22 protein-coding genes are annotated in these 19,479 nt (G+C 60.9%); 12 read left to right on the forward strand and 10 right to left on the reverse strand.

Annotation, left to right across the window (positions count from 1 at the left end; all coding sequences use genetic code 11):
* Positions 1 to 12 precede the first annotated feature (12 nt).
* The 3 genes from WD430_RS21260 (at position 13) to WD430_RS21270 (ending at position 2,429) form a co-directional block, all read left to right on the forward strand.
* The gene (locus tag WD430_RS21260) at positions 13 to 903 is read left to right on the forward strand and encodes a 3-hydroxyacyl-CoA dehydrogenase family protein (RefSeq protein ID WP_339106196.1); all 891 of its coding nucleotides are present in this window, start codon (positions 13 to 15) and stop codon (positions 901 to 903) included.
* The gene (locus WD430_RS21265) at positions 896 to 1,702 is read left to right on the forward strand and encodes an enoyl-CoA hydratase-related protein (protein ID WP_339106197.1); all 807 of its coding nucleotides are present in this window, start codon (positions 896 to 898) and stop codon (positions 1,700 to 1,702) included. The genes WD430_RS21260 and WD430_RS21265 overlap by 8 nt, the downstream gene beginning before the upstream one ends.
* 121 nt (positions 1,703 to 1,823) lie before the next feature.
* The gene (locus WD430_RS21270) at positions 1,824 to 2,429 is read left to right on the forward strand and encodes a GNAT family N-acetyltransferase (RefSeq protein WP_339106198.1); all 606 of its coding nucleotides are present in this window, start codon (positions 1,824 to 1,826) and stop codon (positions 2,427 to 2,429) included.
* Between the two features lie 5 nt (positions 2,430 to 2,434).
* Here WD430_RS21270 and WD430_RS21275 read toward each other — a convergent pair whose 3' ends face one another.
* The 8 genes from WD430_RS21275 to WD430_RS21310 all read right to left on the reverse strand — a co-directional run bounded on the left by WD430_RS21275 (position 2,435) and on the right by WD430_RS21310 (position 10,105).
* Entirely contained in the window at positions 2,435 to 2,842 is a 408-nt protein-coding gene (locus tag WD430_RS21275; RefSeq protein WP_339106199.1) for a universal stress protein, read from the reverse strand.
* Positions 2,843 to 2,959: 117 nt separating this feature from the next.
* Positions 2,960 to 3,736, reverse strand: coding sequence for an enoyl-CoA hydratase/isomerase family protein (locus tag WD430_RS21280; protein WP_339106200.1), 777 nt, complete (start codon positions 3,734 to 3,736; stop codon positions 2,960 to 2,962).
* Between the two features lie 553 nt (positions 3,737 to 4,289).
* Positions 4,290 to 5,099 (reverse strand): enoyl-CoA hydratase-related protein, encoded by an 810-nt coding sequence (locus tag WD430_RS21285; protein WP_339106201.1) that lies wholly within the window; start codon positions 5,097 to 5,099, stop codon positions 4,290 to 4,292.
* Positions 5,100 to 5,249: 150 nt separating this feature from the next.
* Positions 5,250 to 5,966 (reverse strand): ABC transporter ATP-binding protein, encoded by a 717-nt coding sequence (locus tag WD430_RS21290; protein ID WP_339106202.1) that lies wholly within the window; start codon positions 5,964 to 5,966, stop codon positions 5,250 to 5,252.
* A complete protein-coding gene (locus WD430_RS21295) occupies positions 5,959 to 6,774 on the reverse strand; it encodes an ABC transporter ATP-binding protein (RefSeq protein WP_339106203.1) in 816 nt (271 codons plus the stop codon). The genes WD430_RS21290 and WD430_RS21295 overlap by 8 nt, the downstream gene beginning before the upstream one ends.
* Positions 6,775 to 6,776: 2 nt before the next feature.
* Positions 6,777 to 7,853, reverse strand: a complete 1,077-nt coding sequence (locus tag WD430_RS21300) for a branched-chain amino acid ABC transporter permease (RefSeq protein ID WP_339106204.1) — start codon at positions 7,851 to 7,853, stop codon at positions 6,777 to 6,779.
* Positions 7,854 to 8,723, reverse strand: a complete 870-nt coding sequence (locus WD430_RS21305; RefSeq protein ID WP_339106205.1) for a branched-chain amino acid ABC transporter permease — start codon at positions 8,721 to 8,723, stop codon at positions 7,854 to 7,856. It abuts the gene before it with no gap.
* Positions 8,724 to 8,809: 86 nt separating this feature from the next.
* Entirely contained in the window at positions 8,810 to 10,105 is a 1,296-nt protein-coding gene (locus tag WD430_RS21310; protein ID WP_339106206.1) for an ABC transporter substrate-binding protein, read from the reverse strand.
* A 73-nt stretch (positions 10,106 to 10,178) separates the two neighbouring features.
* Between WD430_RS21310 and WD430_RS21315 the strand changes: the two genes are divergently transcribed.
* From WD430_RS21315 to WD430_RS21330, 4 genes are all read left to right on the forward strand, one after another.
* On the forward strand, positions 10,179 to 11,072 hold the full coding sequence (locus tag WD430_RS21315; RefSeq protein WP_339106207.1) for a CoA-transferase: 894 nt from the start codon (positions 10,179 to 10,181) through the stop codon (positions 11,070 to 11,072).
* Entirely contained in the window at positions 11,062 to 11,835 is a 774-nt protein-coding gene (locus WD430_RS21320) for a CoA-transferase (protein WP_339106208.1), read from the forward strand. The genes WD430_RS21315 and WD430_RS21320 overlap by 11 nt, the downstream gene beginning before the upstream one ends.
* A gap of 53 nt (positions 11,836 to 11,888) precedes the next feature.
* Positions 11,889 to 12,236, forward strand: coding sequence for a hypothetical protein (locus WD430_RS21325; RefSeq protein ID WP_339106209.1), 348 nt, complete (start codon positions 11,889 to 11,891; stop codon positions 12,234 to 12,236).
* Positions 12,237 to 12,326: 90 nt separating this feature from the next.
* Complete coding sequence (locus WD430_RS21330) at positions 12,327 to 13,967, forward strand: acyl-CoA synthetase (protein WP_407067158.1); 1,641 nt, start codon at positions 12,327 to 12,329, stop codon at positions 13,965 to 13,967.
* A 784-nt stretch (positions 13,968 to 14,751) separates the two neighbouring features.
* Here WD430_RS21330 and WD430_RS21335 read toward each other — a convergent pair.
* Entirely contained in the window at positions 14,752 to 15,036 is a 285-nt protein-coding gene (locus tag WD430_RS21335; RefSeq protein ID WP_012945242.1) for a 2Fe-2S iron-sulfur cluster-binding protein, read from the reverse strand.
* Between the two features lie 4 nt (positions 15,037 to 15,040).
* Positions 15,041 to 15,538, reverse strand: coding sequence for a GNAT family N-acetyltransferase (locus WD430_RS21340; protein ID WP_339106211.1), 498 nt, complete (start codon positions 15,536 to 15,538; stop codon positions 15,041 to 15,043).
* A gap of 418 nt (positions 15,539 to 15,956) precedes the next feature.
* Between WD430_RS21340 and WD430_RS21345 the strand changes: the two genes are divergently transcribed.
* From WD430_RS21345 to WD430_RS21365, 5 genes are all read left to right on the forward strand, one after another.
* Positions 15,957 to 16,877, forward strand: coding sequence for a Phenylacetic acid catabolic protein (locus tag WD430_RS21345; protein ID WP_174703449.1), 921 nt, complete (start codon positions 15,957 to 15,959; stop codon positions 16,875 to 16,877).
* Positions 16,878 to 16,879: 2 nt separating this feature from the next.
* The gene (locus tag WD430_RS21350; RefSeq protein WP_339106212.1) at positions 16,880 to 17,275 is read left to right on the forward strand and encodes a metal-sulfur cluster assembly factor; all 396 of its coding nucleotides are present in this window, start codon (positions 16,880 to 16,882) and stop codon (positions 17,273 to 17,275) included.
* 5 nt (positions 17,276 to 17,280) lie between these two features.
* Positions 17,281 to 17,490 carry a phenylacetic acid degradation PaaB family protein gene (locus WD430_RS21355; protein WP_339106213.1) on the forward strand — a complete coding sequence of 70 codons (210 nt, stop codon included), beginning with the start codon at positions 17,281 to 17,283 and terminating at the stop codon, positions 17,488 to 17,490.
* Positions 17,483 to 18,250, forward strand: a complete 768-nt coding sequence (locus WD430_RS21360) for a Phenylacetic acid catabolic protein (RefSeq protein WP_339106214.1) — start codon at positions 17,483 to 17,485, stop codon at positions 18,248 to 18,250. Before WD430_RS21355 ends, WD430_RS21360 begins: the two co-directional genes overlap by 8 nt.
* Before the next feature lie 306 nt (positions 18,251 to 18,556).
* Positions 18,557 to 19,399 (forward strand): enoyl-CoA hydratase/isomerase family protein, encoded by an 843-nt coding sequence (locus WD430_RS21365; protein ID WP_339106215.1) that lies wholly within the window; start codon positions 18,557 to 18,559, stop codon positions 19,397 to 19,399.
* Positions 19,400 to 19,479 lie beyond the last annotated feature (80 nt).

Below are 19,479 nucleotides of genomic sequence, written 5' to 3' on the forward strand. Positions count from 1 at the left end.
GTCGGTCCGTGTATGCAGGTCACAGTACTCGGAGCCGGAAGCATGGGCCACGGAATTGCACAAGTCTCGGCGATGGCGGGCCACAACGTGGTCCTGCGGGACATCGAAGAGGACCTCGTCGAAGACGGCCTTGAGGGAATTCGCGAGAACCTCCAAGGCGGCGTCGACCGAAACAAGCTCACTGAGAACGAGATGGATGAAACGTTAGCGCGCATCGAGGGGATGACCGACCTCGAGGCGGCTGTCGCGGACGCCGATCTGGTCGTCGAAGCGGTGCCCGAGGAGATGGACCTGAAACAGGAGGTCTTCGCGGACGTCGAGGCGGCGACCGACGAGGAGACCGTCATCGCCTCGAACACCTCCTCGCTTTCCGTGACGGAGATGGCCAGCGCCCTTGAGCACCCCGAGCGCGCGGTGGGACTGCACTTCTTTAACCCGCCCCACATCATGGACCTCGTCGAGATCGTGATCGCCGAGCAGACCGACGAGCGCACTGAGGCGTTCGCCGTCGATTACGTGCAGGGCATCGAGAAAGCGGACGTCGTCGTCCGCGACACGGCCGGCTTCGCGACCTCGCGGTTGGGCGTCGCACTCGGCCTCGAGGCGATCCGGATGGTCGAGCAGGGCGTCGCCAGCCCGGCCGATATCGACGAGGGGATGGAGATCGGCTACGGCCACCCGATGGGACCGATCGAACTGACCGACCACGTCGGATTGGACGTCCGCCTGCACATCGCCGAACACCTCCGCGAGGAGCTCGGCGAGCGATTCAAGCCGCCACAGTCCCTGCGCCGAAAGGTACGGGCGGGCAAGCTCGGTAAGAAGAGCGGCGAGGGCTACTACGTCTGGGAGGACGGCGAGCGCGTCGGCACGAGCGGCGACTGGGGTGAGAGCGATGAGTGAGCTCTCGGACGAGTACGACCTGCTCTCGGTCGAAATCGGTGAGCGCTCCGACCGCGTCGCAACGGTCACTATCGAGCGTCCCGACGCCCGCAACGCGCTCAACGGACAAGTCCGCTCTGAACTCAAAGACGCCGTCACCGCCGCCGACGCGGACGATGTCGTGCGCGTGCTCGTTGTCACGGGCGGCGAGGAATCCGGCGCATTCGTCGCCGGCGCGGACGTCACCGAGTTCCGGGAGCGTGGCGTGGTCGAGCAGCGCGAGGCCAGTGAGCGCCCGCGAATCTACGAAACCGTCGACGCCGCCTCTATCCCCGTCATTGCGCGGATCAACGGGCATGCACTCGGCGGCGGCTGCGAGCTCGCGATGGCGTGTGACGTCCGGATCGCCCAGTCCGGTGCGAAGATCGGCCAGCCCGAGATCAACCTGGGGATCATCCCGGGTGGCGGCGGAACCCAGCGACTTCCCCGTCTGGTCGGCGAGGGCCAGGCAATGAAGCTGATCCTCTCTGGGGAACTCGTCGACGCCGAGGAGGCCCGGGATATCGGTCTCGTCGACGAAGTCCACGACGAGGACGGACTCGACGAGCGCGTCGACGATCTTGCCGGTTCGATGGCTGCGAAGAGTCCCATCGCCCTCGAATTCGCCAAGAACGCCATCAAGGCCAGTTCCCGGATGGGACTCGAGGAAGGCATTGAGTACGAGGCTGAATTGTTCGCCCAGCTGTTCGCCACGGAAGATAAAGACGAAGGGATCGAGGCCTTCCTCGAGGGTCGCGATCCCGAGTTCACCGGACGGTAGCCGCACCCGGGTGAACACCCGTTTCTCGCCGTCCAGTGGAGTTCTCGAGCCGGATTCCGACCGGGAGAACCGAAACATGTTCGCGCTGAACGTTACGTGGCTGTCGGGAGAACGAATCGATATGAGCGCGAATACCGGTACGACGGGCGCCGCCTGTACCGCCTGGGACAACTCGGAGTGCCAGGGAACGCCCTACTGCCCGCCGCGGTGTCCGCGGTTCGAGGGAAAAGATGACACGCTATTTCTGACTCGGCCATACGAGTCCGACGATCAGGACGCGCTCGTCTCGATGTACGCCGATCTCGATCAGTACAGCCGGTCGATGGGGCTGCCACCAGCGACAGTACCGAAAATCGAAGACTGGCTCGAGCGATTACACTCGAACGGGTGGAGCCTGATCGCGCTCGACGGAGATCGGGTGATCGGTCACGTCGCGGTCGTCCCCGCGGACTCGAGCGAGCCGGAGTTCCTGATCTTCGTCCATCAGGCGTACCAGAATCACGGTATCGGGACCGAGCTGATCAAGCAACTCGTCGCCTATGCCGACGACAGGGACCACAGCGGACTCACGCTGGAGGTTTCGAAGGGCAACAAACGTGCCATCACGGTGTACGAGAACGTCGGCTTCGACGTCACGAAACGGAAGCTCTCTGAACTCGAAATGGAACTCGATCTCGAGCACTCGCTCGTCCGGCGGCTCCGGCGACCGCCTGCGGATCGGGTCTGACGCCGTTATGAACGGCTCGTTTCGGAGCTCCCGGCGATAAGGACCGACCGGTCGGTGCTCAAAATCACGTCCTGCGTGACGCTCCCGAACAGGGCCTTCCCCGTCGGCGATCGCTTTCGGCCGGCCAGACAGACCAGATCCGCGTCTATTTCGTCCGCGTAGGCGAGAATCTCCGGCGCCGGATCGCCGCTTCGTTCGTCGAGACGAACGTCGATCCCGGCGGCCTCGAGTCGCTCTTCGGCGGATCGCGCCGTCTGGAGTTGTGAAATCGATGCACCGGCCGGATTGTCCGAGAAGACGTGCAGCACCGTTACGGAGACGGTATCGGTCTTGATCGGGAACTCCAGGATCGTTCGAATCTGCCGCTCGACACGGCTCTCGTCGGTATCGATGGGAACCAGTATCTCGAACATAGGTACCAGTTATCGTTCGAACTGTAAATAGGCCGATGATCGATCACGGCACAGTCGGCGAACCGATATGGACTCTATCCGGGTAGCGGCGACGAATCGGTTACGCCGAGTTCGACGTTACTCGCCGGTAAACTCCGGATCGCGGTCCTCGCGGAACGCCTTGATTCCCTCCCGGTGATCGTCGGTCTCGAGGAGCGTGCTCTGGGCGAGCGACTCCAGGACGCCCGCGGTCTGGGTGTCGGTATCGCGGGCGGCGTTGACGACGCGCTTCGCGAGTCCGAGCGCCTGCGGCGGTTGCTCGAGGAGGTCGTCCGCGTACGCTCGAGCAGCGGACTCCGGATCGTCCGCGACGCGCTCGATGAGCCCGATCTCGCGACCGCGTTCGCCGTCGACCAGTTCGCCGCTGAAGATGAGATCCTTCGCCGTCCCGGGACCGACGAGATGGACGAAGCGGGAACACCCGCCTAGGCCGGGTATGAGACCGATGTTGTGTTCGGGGAAGCCGAGCGTCGCATCGGGACTCGCAATCCGGACGTCACAGGCTAACGCGAGTTCGAGGCCGCCGCCGACGCAAGTGCCGTCGATGGCGGCCAGTACGGGCTTTTCCATGCGTTCGATCGCATCGAACGCGCCGCCCAGAATCCGCGAGTTCGAACGGAACTCGTCGGTGGTCCACTCCTGGGCCTCCTCGAAGAGGCCGACGTCGGCCCCGACCGAGAACACGTCTGGGCGTCCGGTGATGATCCCGACTCGAACTCGCTCCTCCCGGAGGATATCGACCGCGTCGGCGAGTTCGTGGCGCATCTGCTGGTCGATCGCGTTGACGGGATCGTTATCGATTCGAACGGTCGCGATGCCGTCGTCAACGGAGACTTCGAGCGTTTCGAACGTCATGGATGGGGAAACGGCGGGAAGTCTCTTGGTTCTTTCTCACCGGAGGACCCGTCCGACGCTCGAGCGTCGACGGAACGCGTTCCCGGGATGAACGGTCACCTCGAAGCGGAATTATTCATGCGTTTAATAGGGTTTATTACTATCGCGGGCGTTAGTGATCTTGGCGGGATGACTCAGCCAGATTGATTATCGAGATAGAACCCCCACTCGATATCATCCCGCCCGTGGCAAGATGATACTCCACGGTTCGACCGACCCGAAATTCGTTCGGGTCGGTCAAACCGATTATCGTCCGTCCACGTCAACGCGGCTTCGGTCGTAAACCGAAGCCGCCCACACACTCTCTCGTCGAACCGCAGACCGTTCGCTCGAGAACGGTCACTTGCAGTTCGGAGAACGACTGTAGGGGCCGTGATGGTCTCTGCCACACATCGCTCATCGCGACATGACGGCCCCTGCTGCGATGATCACCAAATGGGACGAGGTGGCCGATTCAGTTCCGGCCACCGTCTTCGAAACTCCGTAGCGACCTCGCAAGCGGTGCTGTCGGTTACTACTCCCAGTTCGGTTGGCGCTTCTCGAAAAACGCCGAAATGCCCTCGTCGAACGTATCGGAGTCGCTCATTCGCTTGATCGTCGACCGTTCCTCCTCAAGGTGGTCGTCGAGTCGTCCCTCGAAGGCGGTATCGAGGAGTTGCTTCGTCTGCGCGTACGTTTCGGTCGGTCCGTTCGCATATCGTATGGCGTCTCGGGTCACGGTCTCGATGAACTCCGACTCCGGGACATCGTATCGATCGTTTGCGAGCCCGAGATCGACGATCTCTGCCGCAGAGATCGGTTCGGGATCGAACAGTAATTCCCTGGCCCGGTACGGACCGACCGTCCGAACGAGGAAAAACGGCGTCGCGTTATCCGGCGTGAGTCCGATACGGGCGTACGCCGTGTCGAATACGGCCTCAGCGTGAACGTAGATCAGGTCGGATGCGAGTGCGAATCCGAGCCCGCCGCCCGCTGCGACACCAGTGACGGCCGAAATGACCGGTGCCGGGAACTGCCTGATCGAGCGGATGAACCGGTTCGACGCGGCTGCGATAGTGTCGATCTTCGCCGGGCGCATCTCCTGTGGCATCCGCTTGACCGAACTGAGGTCCGCGCCAGCGGAGAACACCGGTTCGCCGTACAGGACGAGCGAATCGATATCGTCCGCGAGCGACTCGACCGCAGTGGCCATCGCCTCGACCTTCGACGGGCGAAAGACGTTCATCGGAGTCTCCCCCTGTTCCATTACCAGTCGGGCGACGGACTCGTCGGTGAGGAATTCGACGCGAACCAGATCGTGAATTCGGTCGGTCTCTACGTCCACGCTGTCCCACCTCTGTCAGTGTAGTCGGTCAGGTACCGCATCGGTACACGAGACTGGTATTCCCGTGCAGTTAGCCGTTCGGGTCGTCTCGAGATACTCGTTGGACTGCCACACGTGTCGCGGTTTCCGAGCGGATGGTGCGTAGACGGCTCATTTAACGCCGAGATATCCCTCCATCGTTTCGCGGTCGTCAAGCAGTTCTGCGGCGGTCGATTCGTGGACGATTTCGCCAGTCTCGAGGACGTACGCGCGATCCGCTAACTCGAGAGCCATCTCGGCGTTTTGCTCGACGAGAAGGACGGTGACTCCGCGCTCGTTCAATTCGCGGATGATCTCGGCGACGTCGTCGACGATCTGTGGTGCCAGTCCCTCGCTCGGTTCGTCAAGCAGGAGTAGGTCCGTCTCGGGACCCAGGAGCGCTCGAGCGATCGCGAGCATCTGCTGTTCGCCGCCGCTCATTGTCCCCGCTTTCTGGGCCCGTCGCTCGTCGAGTCGAGGAAACTCCGCGTAAATCTCTTCGAACCGGTCAGCCTGATCGCCGTCACCGCTGTGAGCCGCCAGTCGTAGGTTCTCCGCGACGGTCAGGCTCCCGAACACGCGCCGTTCCTCGGGAATCCACGAAATGCCCTGTTTCCGGATCTCGTGCGGATCGAGTCCGTCGATCCGATCGCCGTCCTTCGTGATCGTCCCGTTCGTGGGTGGGGTTAGTCCCATGATGCTTCGGAGCGTCGTCGTCTTCCCCGCGCCGTTTCGGCCGACGAGGGCGACGATCTCGCCGCGGTCCACAGCGAGCGAGAGGTCGAAGAGGATGTGACTCTCCCCGTAACGGGTGTCGATCGAATCTATTCCAAGCAGCCGATCAGTCACGACCACCACCTCCTAAGTATGCCCGCTGAACGCGTTCGTCCCGCTGGATCTCCGCCGGCGTTCCCTGCGTGAGTAGCGATCCCTCATTCAACACCGCGATCCGATCGGAGATTCCCATTACAATATCCATGTCGTGTTCAATGATAACGATCGTCATGTCCGTTGCGATGTCTTCGATCAGTTCGACCACCTCCCGCGTCTCCTCGGGACTCATTCCGGCCGTCGGCTCGTCCATCAACAGCAACTCGGGCTCCGAGGCGAGCGCGATCGCGATCTCGAGGTGGCGACGCTGGCCGTACGAGAGGCTCGAGGCGGGCTCGTACACGACATCGTCGAGGTGTACACGTTCGAGAATGCGCTTCGCGTCGGCGATCGGCTCCTCGAGCGCCGTGTGGTGGCTGAGGAAGTCCGATGGTCCGAAGCCGGAATACCGTGCCTGGGCCGCGAGGCGGACGTTCTCGATCGCAGTGAGCTCCGAGAAGAAGTTCGTGATCTGGAACGACCGGACGATTCCGTGGCCGGCGATTTCGTGGGGCGGCTTTCCCCCGATCGACTCGCCGCGAAACTCGATCCGGCCTTCGGTCGGCGCGTGCTTTCCAGTGAGCGTGTTGAACAGGGTCGTTTTCCCCGCCCCGTTTGGGCCGATGATCGATGTGATCCCGTCGGTGAGGATATCGAGCGAGATGCTATCGATCGCGGTGAGCGGACCGAACTTCTTGGTGAGATCCTCGGTTCGAAGGATCACGTCGTTCGACGGATCGGGCTGGTCTTCGACGGTTGTCTCGAGTTCGTCGACGTTTTCACTCATCGTTATCCTCTCACCTTCCGCACGTAGTTTTCGAGCGCTCGCTTCGCGTTTCCGATGGCGGCACGAGGATTGTTTCGGAGCGCGATAATCGACCCGGCGAGTCCGCGCGGGGCGAAGATGACGACCGCGACGAACAGGCTGCCGAGGATAACTTCCCAGCTCGCGACGCTGCCGAGACGATCCTCGAGAAAGACGACGAGTCCGGCCCCGAGCATCGGGCCCCAGAACGTGCCCATGCCGCCGAGTAGGACCATCACGACGAGTTCCCCGCTGACCGTCCAGTGGAGCAGTTGGGGGTTAGCGACGCTCTGGAACGGCACGTAGAGCGCGCCGGCGAGACTGGCGAAGCCGCCGCTGATCGCGAACGCGATGACCTTGTAGCGCTGGACGTCGTAGCCGATGAATTCCGTTCGTTCTTCGTTCTCGCGAATGCCCTGCAGGACGCGGCCGAACGGGGAGTTGGCGAGCCGGACTATCCCGGCCAGCGACAGCGCCACGATCCCGAGGGTCAGGTAGTAGTAGTTGAGCCGCTCCCGAAAGTCGATCCCGAACAGCTCGTACAGCTGAATGCCGTAGAGACCGTTATCGCCGCCGGTCACCGTCTCCATTCCGGCGATCGTTGCCGGTAGGTCCGTGAACGCGACGACGTAGAGCATCTGTGCGAACGCCAGCGTCAGCATAGCGAAGTAGATTCCGCGGGCCCGCACGCTGAGCCAGCCGATTATCGTGGCCACGATGACGCCGGTGACGACTGCGAGCGGTAGGACGACCAGTGCACTCGCGGTCACCTCCGTGACCAACAGCGCCGCAGCGTACCCGCCGGCACCGTACATCGCGGCGTGGCCGAATGACAGCAGTCCCGCGTAGCCGAAAACGAAGTCGAGGCTCAGCGCCAGGAGAGCGAAGGTCAACATCCGAACCAGGAGATTCAGCCAGAACGGCTGGACGGACTGGACGACTGGCCCCAGCGCGGCGAGGACGGCGATCCCCACCAGCAACGCGAGCCGTCCCGATCTCGAGAGGATCTGGTTTCCAGTTCGCGGCGTATTCCGCTGTCGGAGGTAATCGAGTGCGGACATTTATGCCGCCTCCGTCGTGCCGAACAGTCCGTTGGGTTTGATCATCAGTACCACTGCCATCAGCCCGAAGAGGAACAAATCCGTCAGCGTCGGCGCGATCAACGCCCCGTAGGCGGTGACCAGTCCAATGAGGAGCCCAGCATAGACAGCGCCGCGGAAACTCCCTAGTCCGCCGATCACGACGATCACGAACGCCTCGATGATGATCCCCATCCCCATTCCGGGGTTGACCGAGCGCGACGCACCGAGCAGGACGCCGGCGAGACCGGCCAGCACCGCACCGAACACGAAGACGCTAGTGAACACCTTCGAGACGTTGATTCCGAGTGCGTCTACCATCTCCGTATCGTGGGCGCTCGCTCGCATGAGGATCCCGAGGTTGCTCCGATCGATCGCGAGCCATACGGCTGCGATCAGGACCGTGCTCACTACGAGGACGAACAGGCGATAGATCGGGTAGTTGAGCGATCCGATCGACAGCGTTCCGGTGAGCAGGTCCGGTTGGGCGATCCGACGGGCCTGTCCGCCCCAGATCTGTACGATCGCACCCTGTATCATGATCGCGAACCCGAACGTGAGCAGGATGTGATACAGGGGATTGCGACCGTAGAGGGGACGAAGCGACAGCACTTCGATCGCGGCCCCGATGAGACCAACGAGCAGCGGTGCGAGCACCAGTGCGAGCCAGAAGCTCCCCAGGTTGACCGCGATTACGGCTCCGAAATACGCGCCAAGCATGTAGAGCGCGCCGTGTGCGAAGTTGATAACGTCCAGCATGCCGAAGATCAGCGTCAGGCCGGCGGCGATCAGCGCGAGCGTCATACCCAACTGAACGCCCAGTAGCGTGGCTCGAAGGAACGTCTCGACCATCTCACACACCCCCTCTCGAGACGTCAGTCGTTCGGTGGTTGCAGCGCGTTCGGCCGGCGACCCGTTCGTGCGTTCGACGAATCATACTACTCAAGGTTGCATCCCCAGTTAGGGCCTTCGACCGAGTCGATCGTCTCGACGACTTGATTCTCGACGGGTTGGTCCCTGTCGCTTTCGACGACCTCTCGAACGTACATGTTCTGAATCGCCTCGTGCGTCTCGGAGTTGAACCAGAAACTGCCCCGCGGGCTGTCGAGCTCCATTCCGCCGAGCGCGTTTGCCATCTCGTCGGGGTCCGAACTGCCCGCTTCTGCGACGGCGGCGGCGAACGCCTGCGCGGAATCGTACCCTTGACAGGCATAGACATTCGCCGAGCTATCGTACGCCTCGCGATAGTTCCCGATGAACTCTTGGTTCCGGTCGGTCTCCTGGGTCGGCGTGTAGTGGAGCAGTGAGTACATACCCAGCGCCGCTTCGCCCTGTGCGGGAAGCGTGTCCTCCGACAGCAGGAACCCGCTCCCAACCTGGGTCATCTCCGCGTCGAGACCGTAGTCGGCGAAGTCCGAAATGTAGTTTACGGCGTCGCTCCCCGCGAAGAATGAAAACACCGCGTCGGCACCGCTGCTTTCGATGTCGCTCAAGTACGTCGAGTAGTCGTCAGTCCCCAACGGAGCACCGACTTCGTCGACGACCTCGCCGCCGACCTCCTCGAACGCCTTCTGGAAGAAGTTCTTCGAGTTCTGCCCGAACGCGTAGTCGGCGTAGGCCAGACAGACGTTGTCTGCGACGTTATCGTACACCCATTCCGCGAGTGGTGCGCTCGTCTGCCAATCGTTGAACGACGTGCGGAAGTGGTAGTTCAGACAGCCCTCCTCCACGACGCGGTAATCACCCGCGTTCGCGTTCAGCCAGATCGCGCTTGCCTCGTTTTCGATCGTCTGCATCATGGCGATCGCGACGCTGCTCGAGACCGGCCCAACGATCGCATCGGCCTGTTCTTCGACCATGAGCTCTCGGGTCACGTCGACACCACGGTTCGTGTCAGCCTCGGTGTCGCGCTTGACAGTCTCGACTTCCTGACCGTCGATCTCACCGTCGCTCTGCTCGAGGTACAGCTCGAACCCGTTGACGATACTCTCGCCGAGCATCGCGTAGGTACCGGTAAACGGCAGCGCGTATCCCACAGTCAATCCGTCATCGCTACCGAGACAGCCGCCGAGTGCGGCTCCGACACCTACTGCTGTACCGCTCGCTAGATACTGGCGTCTCGATATCGACGACTGAGGCGCCCGATCAGTGGCTATCCGGTTGCTACTCTCACCCATGAGTCTGCGAACCATACCCTCCCGTGTGATAGTATCATATATATAAATTCCGATCATATGCAGGGAAGTTCCGCGAGTCGTGCAATATCCCAGTTGGATTTTATATACGGCCATCGACATTTGGTACTGTATGACGGCAAATATGGAGCCACTGGACGTCGCGGTATCGCGTATCAACGCTGGGAGTACAATCGCCGCCGGACTCGCACTGGAACACGCGATCCCGTTTGCAGTGGGGCATGAACTCCTCCGGCAGGGTGTCGGAGGACTGACCGTGGTCGGACCGATCAGCGACCTGCTCTTCGATCAACTGATCGGCGGCGGTGCGGTATCCGACGTCCGCGCCGCGTGGGTCGGGAACGTCAGCGCTAGAACCGGCTACCGGTTCCGAGAGGCCGCCGAGAACGGGGAAGTTACCGTCGAAGATCACTCTAACTTCAGTATCGCGCTCGCGTTGCAGGCCGGTGCGATGGGTGTCCCGTACCTCCCGACGCGCTCGCTGCTCGGAAGCGACATCTTCGAACAAAACGATCGATTCACCGAGGCGACCGATCCGTTCGACGGAGAGCCGCTCGTGCTCGTCCCGGCGCTCAAGCCCGATTGGGCGATCGTTCATGCACAGCGTGCAAGTCCGGATGGAGACGCCCACCTCTGGGGGAACACCGGTATCGTCGAACCAGCGGTCGGTGCGGCAGAGAACGTTCTGGTAACCGCCGAGGAAATCGTCGAACCGGCCGTCATCAAGAGCGATTCGAGTAGGGTCGCGATTACGCGAGACCAGGTCACCAGCGTCGTCGAATGCCCGTTCGGAGCGCACCCGTCGCCGGTAACCGGATACTACAACCGGGACAACGATTACTACCTTCGGTACAACCGTCAAACGGAGACGGCGAACGGGTTCGAGGACTGGGCCAGCAAGTGGGTATACGGCGTTAGCGGCCGCGAAGAGTACGCGACGCTCGTCGACACTGAACTCGAGATCACCGAACCGACCGTCGCCGCAGAGGTGCAGTATGGTCAGTGAGGACTATACGGACCGCGAACTGATGGTCACCACCGCCGCCCGCGAGCTCGAGGACGGTGAGACCGCGTTCGTCGGCATGCGGCTGCCACTGATCGCGTTTCAGGTCGCGGTCAGCACGCACGCGCCGAACGCGATGGCCGTATACGAGAGCGGCGTCATTCGCGATGCACCCGCGGATGGCTTCGTTCATACGATGTGCGACCTGCCGAACCTGAATCGCGCCGTCGCGACGACGGGCATGATCGACGTCATGTCCCGACTCCAGCGCGGCGACATCGACGTCGGCTTCCTCGGCGGTGCCGAAATCGACCGCTACGGAAACCTGAACACGACTCGAGTGGCCGCCGGCGATCGAGAGATTCGACTCCCGGGCAGCGGTGGCGCCTGCGACATCGCGTGTATGGCCGATCGGACTGTCCTTCTCATGCCACACGAATCGCGTCGCTTTGCTGAAGAAGTGAACTACGTGACGAGCCCCGGATATCCGGCCGATGGAAACGGTCGCGACGACCATCCCGCGCCCGGCGGTGGCCCGAGCGCGCTTGTCACGTCGAAAGCGACGTTCGGATTCGACGAACGCGGTGAACTCTATCTCCGCACCGTTCATCCCGGTGCCGACGTCGCAGACGTTCTCGCGGCCTTCCCGTGGGAAGTACAGACAGCCGACGACGTTGGTGAGGGTACCGTCAAGACGACGTCCAAGCCGACCGACGAGGAATTCGAATTGGTTCGGACGTTCGATCCGGACGGGTTCTGGACGTAGCCCGACACATTGCAACCCGATCGATTAAGACGGATTCCGTCGTCAAACAAACCATGGCCGATCGAAACGAGCCGACGGATCCCGAATCGTTTGCGACGGACATTCCCCTGACTGACGTCTTCGGAACCCATCCCAAGACGTTGCTCGTCAGCGCACTACTCGCCGAATCGGAGGATCCGACGACTCACTTTACGATTACCGAACTCGCTCGTATCACCGGCCTCGAGGAGTCGACCGTCGAAACGCATGTCGCCGAACTCGAGGCAACCGGAATCGTCGCCGAAACGGATGAACTTGAGGACGCGAAGACGTACGTCTTCGCCGAGGGAACCGACGCCGTCGATACCATCCGACGGCTCCACGACGAGCTTTTCGAGGCGGAACGGGAAGTCGAGAAATAGCGGACCGACCGCAGGCGTGAAATAAAATATTTCTATAATTAACACCGGATGAGGAACCGATAGGTATATTATTAAATGCTATAGTTGATTATGCGTATGCAGGCCACTATCACAGAGGAGCGTCTGCCGGACGAAGAGAATGCCCCGGACTACGTCCATTCGCTTCCGGAGCTCCATTACCCGGACCAGATCAACGTCGTCGACGAACTGGTCGACCGCCACGTTCGCGAAGGGCGCGGTGACAACGTCGCGATCTATTTCGAGGGTCGGGAGATCACGTACGAAGAATTGCAGGAGAACGTGAACAGAATGGGGAATGCGCTGCGCGGCCTCGGCGTCGAAGCCGGTGATCGGGTCGTCGTTCGATTCCCTAACCGACCGGAAGCGATTATCTCGTGTCTGGCGGTTCAGAAGATCGGCGGCGTTGCTCTCCCGTCGATGAAACTCCTCCGGGCAAAAGAGATCGAACACATCGTCAACGACGCCGAAGCGTCGGCCATCGTCGTCTACGATGATCTCCTTAGAGAAGTGGAGAACGCGCTGCCGGAACTCGAAACCGTCGACGACGTCATCGTCGCCGAGCGCAACGGGATCGATCACAGCTATCACAGCTACGACGGCCTACTCGAGGACGTCAGTGACGAACTCGAGGCGTACAACACCGAACGCGACGATCTCGCGCTGATGCTGTATACGAGCGGAACGACTGGGCAACCGAAGGGTGCGATTCATACCCACCGGAACATGTTGGCCACCGCGGACTCCTACGCGCGGTACTGCCTCGAGCCGACCGAGGACGACGTCTTCGGCGGGAATCCACCGCTCCCCTTCGCGTACGGATACGGCGACCTCGTGACGTTCCCGCTCCGGTTCGGCGCGAGTACGAGTCTCGTCGAAGACGCGGATCCCGGTGATTTACTGGAAGCGATCGAAGCCCACGGGATTTCGATCCTCTGTTCGATCCCGACGGGATTCAATCAGATCCTCTCCCAGTATCCCGACGGTCCTGACGACTACGACGTCTCGTCGCTCCGTCTCGGGCTCAGCGCCGGCGAACCGCTGACGCCGACGACGTTCGAGGAATTTAAATCCGAGTACGGAATCGATCTCCTCGACGGAATTGGAACGACGGAGATGCTCCATATCTTCATCAGTCACCGTCACGACGAGGAAATCGATCCGAGCGCGACCGGGTATCCGGTCCCGGGGTACGAGTGTAAGATCATTGACCCGGACACGGGCGAAGACTTAGAGCGCGACGAAGCGGGACTCCTCGCCGTTCGCGGGCCGACCGGAATCGAATACTGGGACCGACCCGAAAAACAACTCGAGGTAAACCAGGACGGGTGGTCGATCCCAGGCGACATCTTTGTACAGCGCGAAGACGGTCGCCTGGAGTACAAATCCCGCGACGACGACCTCATCATCTCGAGCGGCTACAACATCCCCGGGCCCGAGGTCGAAGCGGTCATCGAAGAACACGAATCGGTCTCCGAGGTCGCTGTCGTCGGCAGTCCGGACGAGCAACGTGGCGAGGTCGTGAAAGCGTTCGTCGTCCTGAACGACGGCGCCTCCGAGGAAGACGAACTCGTGACGGAAATACAGAATCACGTCAAGAACAACCTCGCACCGTATAAGTATCCGCGCGAGGTCGAGTTCAAGAACGCCCTCCCGCGGACGGATACCGGAAAGATTCGACGGACGGAACTCCGACAGTTGGAGCGCCGATAGAATCGTTCGATCGCTTCGAACGAGCAGCACCGATCTCGGTTCGCGACAGCGCCGATAATCGTTTCTGCGGCCTCCGAATTATCTCTCCTGCCTTCTTCGATCCATCGGTCCGAACTCATTCGCGAATCGTACCCTCTTCCAGGAGAGTGATCTCGGCCGGTTAACCCACACGCGTCGATTCTGAGATGCGGTCGCTAAGTAGCGGTCGAGACAACCGCCCGTGAACTCCAAGCGCGGCGAAACGCTCTCTGAATAGTAGATTGTCCGTTGACGCCTCGCGTGTATGGAGAGGGTTTACGTTTCTCGTATACGGCAACGGTGATGGAACGAGAGTATTTGGGCGGTATGCGGTTACACGTGTGAAACGAGGAGACGGATACGGCGATCTCGAATCGGCATTCTATTACAATAGTACTACTGTAATATCTTGTTCGCCATCGTCCCTTCCCACTTTCGATCGATCTAGCTCGCTCAAATCTATTACAGAAGTATGGATGTAAAGGTAGGTGGGAGTGGGTGTCGGTGGGCGTATACGGTGCGCGTATACACATTCCTTGTGAACCGTCGGGATCTATTCGGTCACTGGAAACGATCGCGTTTGGTCGGCTTTAAAAACGAGAGGCGGTTCGCGGAGTCACTTACCGTTCCGAGTCACTGATAGCCGTCGGTACGCTGATCTATGTCTCTCAATACCAGGGTCTAGAGCGCGAGACACCGCCGACTGAGCGCTCGTGGACTGTAACGGTCGAATCGGAAATGAGCGGGAATCTGCGTGGTCGCGTCGTTACGGGCTCTCGTCAGTGCGAATACGGAGATCCGAACGTGGTTTCGCGATACAGGTCAGAGCGTAGCCTTCCTCTTTCTCGCTGTCGGAGAGGAACATACCCTCCGTCTGGTCGACTTCACCGTCTTCGACGACTAAGCCACAACAGACCCCGCAGACGCCCATCCGACACTGATAGGGTGGTGCGAGACCGGCTTCCTCCGCCGCCTCGAGTATCGGTTTATTGGCCGGCACTTCGATCGCTTGTCCTTCGTCAACGAACTCGACAGTGTAACTTTCGACCATTTGCTTACTGCTCTCGATCGGTGGCTCGTTCGAAGACGTGTTCGACCGGCTCGAAGTCGTTCGACTCGTAGAACGCTTCGGCGGACTCGTCGCCGTGCATCACGTCGACGCGGTAGAAGTCGACGTCTTTCTCCGACTGATCGAACCACTCGTGGACCTCCTCCAGTAACGCGGCGCCGACGCCGTTGTCCCGGTGGCTTTCCGCGACGTAGTGGCCGTTGATGTACCCGTGGTCCTGCAGCCGGAAGATCGGATGGTTCCCCATGATGCGCGCCTCGAGGACGCCGACGAGTTCGCCCGAATCCTCATGTTCCGCGACGATGACGGTGCCGTACTTCGAATCGACGAGCTGGTTTTCGAAGTACTGGAGCCAGCGGTCATCGGCGCTTTCCTTGTGCGCGTACCGATCGTCGTGTTTCGAGAGGTGGTCCGTGAAGCCGTGCCACAGGTCCAGTAGTTCCTCACCGTCTTCCAGGGACGCCTGGCGTATCTGGTACGTCATACATTACCGTCAGAGGTGGACTACCAAAAAATGCACTGGTATGTATGGTAGCGAATCCAACAACTCTGCCGGGTTAGGCTGGCAGTTCGGTCGCAGCGAGAGACTCGGCCTAGCGTGACCGCGCGATTAGTGGAGTGAGTCCCCCTTCACGTTACTCGGACGAACTCCGGTCCGCGAGACGCGGACTCGAGTCGTCCAGCTTATCGAGAATCGACCTCGCGCGAGGCGTGCGATAGCGACGTCTCGACACCGACGGAGCCGAGCGAACTCGAGAGAGTACTCGATGTGCGCTATCCGCCGATAAGATTGCGGCTGGACCGCGAGACCGACATGACACGCGGATTGGTAGATACAGGAAGCGTATACAGGAAACAATTATAACCTTCGAGTAGAAAGCTTCTACTGGAAGATCAGAGCCATGCCCACCGAGAAGCAATTCAAAGAAGAGCTGCAGAACGGACGGATGATCGAATCGCCCGAAGAGATGACCGACGGCTACAAAAAGGCCCTCAAACAGATCCTGACCGTCTCGGGCGATACCGAACTCATGAGCGCGCCGGCGTACTACGAGCAATCGCTCAATGCGCCGTCGCTCGACGCACGCGCCTCGTGTATCAGCGTGATCCAAGACGAGCTGGGACACGGCCACATCGCCTACCGACTGCTCGAAGACTTAGGCGAGGACCGCGAGGAACTCATCTACGAGCGCGAACCCCACGAGTTCCGCAACACCTACGGGTTCGACCAGCACATCGACAACTTCGCCGAGCTCGTGACGGCCCACGGGCTGTTCGACCGCGCGGGGATCGTCCTGCTCGGCGATATCCACGAGAACACCTCCTACGCGCCCTGGAAGCGCGCACTCACGAAGGTGAGCAAGGAAGAACAGTTCCACCTCCGTCACGGCGAAACGTGGATGCGTCGGCTCGCGAACAACAGCGAGAAGACCCGACAACAGCTGCAGGAAGCAGTCGACTGGATGTTCCCGATGGGCGTCGAGTGGTTCGGGATGCCCGACGACAAGAAGAAACACGACGACCAGCTCGAGTACCGCATCAAGGGGAAGTCTAACGACGAGCTCCGGCAGGACTGGCTGTCCCGGACGTTGCCGCTGATGAACGAACTGGAACTCGACGTGCCGGCCCACTACGACGACGAGCGCGACGAGTACGTCCTCGACTACGATCTGCCGGTCGCCTTCGACGCGGACAACAAGGAGTGGCGCTTCGACGAACCGATCTCGTGGTCCGACGTGATGGATCGGTGGCGCTCCCGCGGCCCGGCAAACGAGAAGTACATCGATATGATCCAGTCCGGTACCGTCGACATCGAGGTCTAATCATGTCGAGTGTACGATCAACGACGAACGGATCGCCGAACGCGTCGCTGACCAGCGAGTTCGTCGAGCAGCGTCGGGCCGACGCGACGCCGTTTGAACGAGAGCTGTGGGACATCATCGACGAGATTCCGGACCCGCACATTCCCGTGAGTCTCGTCGAGATGGCGATGATTTACGACGTCAGCGAAGACGAGGGCCACGTTACGGTCGAACTGACGTTTCCCTGCATGGGATGTCCCGCCTACGACATGATCCATAACGATATTCGGAGCTGTCTGGCGGTCGTCGACGGCGTTGACGAGGTCGATATCGACGTCGTGTGGGATCCAGTCTGGTCGAAGGACATGCTCACCGATGCCGTCCGCGAAAAGATGCGTGAATCAGGTATCAGTCTCTAATGACCATGAAATACGAAGTATTCGCACGAATCAACCAAGGTGACGATACCAAACACATCGGTAACGTCACCGCAGAGAGCGATCGACTCGCACAGATATACGCCCACAACACGTTCAACGAAGAGGACTGGGACCTCCTCGCCGTCGCCAGAACGGAGCACCTGCTGGAAGTGACCGGTGGACGGCCTGACCTCGAGGTGGTCGCTCATGAGTGAGGATTGGTCCGAAGCGGCGGTCGACTACGTACAGGCGATCTACGACACGAAGCTCCTCCTCGGGCACCGGTACGCCCAGTGGAGCCTCTCGGGACCGTCGCTCGAGGACGATATCGGCGGAGCGAGCGCCGCCCAGGAAGAGATCGGCCATGTTCGGCAACTGGCGCGCGAACTCGAAGAACAGGGACGGGACGCCGACTGGCTGAGCGGTCACCGCGATCCCGACGAGTTCGCCAACGCGGCCTGTCTCGACCGCATCGACGGCGAGTGGCCGACGTACCTGGCGTCAATCGCGCCGGCCGACCGAGCCGCGTGGTATCTGATCGACGCGATCGGCCGAGACGATCTGTCCGGCCTGATCACCAAGATGGGCGAGGACGAGTACTTCCACCTCGAGTACCACGATGCGCGGCTCGAGACGCTGGCCGCGGAGGATCCTGAGACGGTCCAGCAGACGCTGGAAACGACGCTTCCACAGACGCTCGCGCTCATTGGCCCGGCCGCGTACGACGAGGACGAGGATCCGCTGTATCAGGCTGGATTCACAGATCGACCGATTGCCGAGATTCGTGAGTCGTTCGTCCAGCACTACCGAGACCTGTTCGCCGGGACGGACGTCTCGCTCGAGAACGTCGACTGGGACGCGCCCGCACTCGAGGAGTGGGACGAAACGCGGCGACGAGTGGATACTGGCTCGATCAGTGACACGGACGTCGAACAGCTCCGCGGCGAAGCGAACGAACTGTTCGCGATGAACTGACGCCAATGAACGACCACCTCTCGAAACCGACCGTAACGTGTCCGTTCTGTGAATCGACGGATACGGAACGGGAGTCCGCCTTCGGCAGCGAGATCTCGAAAACCCAGTACTACTGCAACGACTGCAACACGGTATTCGAACGTATCAAATACGACGGCGCAAACCCGGACACTGGTCGATAGCTGCTCCGTTGGCGTTTAGTACGCCCTCGGCTCCCATAGCGACCGGTATCCTCAGCGCTTCTACCGCCATAATCCAACCTATTTGGGAAAGTTATTTATATGGGCGACCCGATGAGTGTTCTGTATGCAACTCCGATCGTTCGACGAGCTTGAACTCGAGTATTTCACGACGGAAGTGAACAGTCACGTCGGCATCCTCCGACTCGACCGTCCGCCGGCGAACGCACACGATATCAACGTCCTCCTGGAGCTACAGCGTGCCGTTGAGTCGATCCGATTCGACGAGAACATCCGGGCCGTGCTCTTCGGTAGCGCGAACGATACGTTCTTCTCGACCGGCTTCGACATCCAAGAGCTGAACGAGGAATCCGGCCGACAGGTCGGGTACGCGAGCCAGACGAGCAAGGAAGTCATGATGAAGATCCGCTCGACCGACACGATCTTCATCGCGATGGTCAACGGTCACTGTATGGGCGGCGGGCTCGAGCTCGCGCTCGCCTGTGACTTCCGGTACATCGGCAACGACGAGAGCTACAATATCGGCATGCCCGAGATCAGCCTCGGTCTCATCGCCGGCGAGGCGGGGACCCAGCTGCTCCCCCGGTACATTGACCGCTCTGAGGCGCTCGAAATGATGCTCACCGGCGAGACGTTCACGCCGGAAGAGGCGACCGAGAAGGGTATCTTCGACAAGATCTTCCCCCCGGAGGAGATCGAAGACGCCGCCTTCGAGTTCGCCGAGGAGATCGTCCAGAAGCCGAGCGTCGCGGTCGGCAACAACAAGCTGGCGGTCAACGAAGGGCTCGAGATGCCCCTGCAGGACGCGCTGGTCCACGAGCGAGAGCTGCAGAACCGATTGCTCGGTTCCGACGTCGCGGAAGAAGGTGTCAGTGCGTTCCTCAACGATCGAGAGCCCGACTTCCTAGGCGTGGAGCTCGGAGACAAAGAACCGGGCGCCGAGGAGTAACGACTACGTCCGATACCGCTGGTTTCCGCCTCTGGCAGATCAGTGGCGTTTTCATATTTTCAAACGCGATGAGCTATCCG

Origin of the sequence: Haloterrigena sp. KLK7 (genome assembly GCF_037914945.1) — an archaeon.
Taxonomy (GTDB): domain Archaea; phylum Halobacteriota; class Halobacteria; order Halobacteriales; family Natrialbaceae; genus Haloterrigena; species Haloterrigena salinisoli.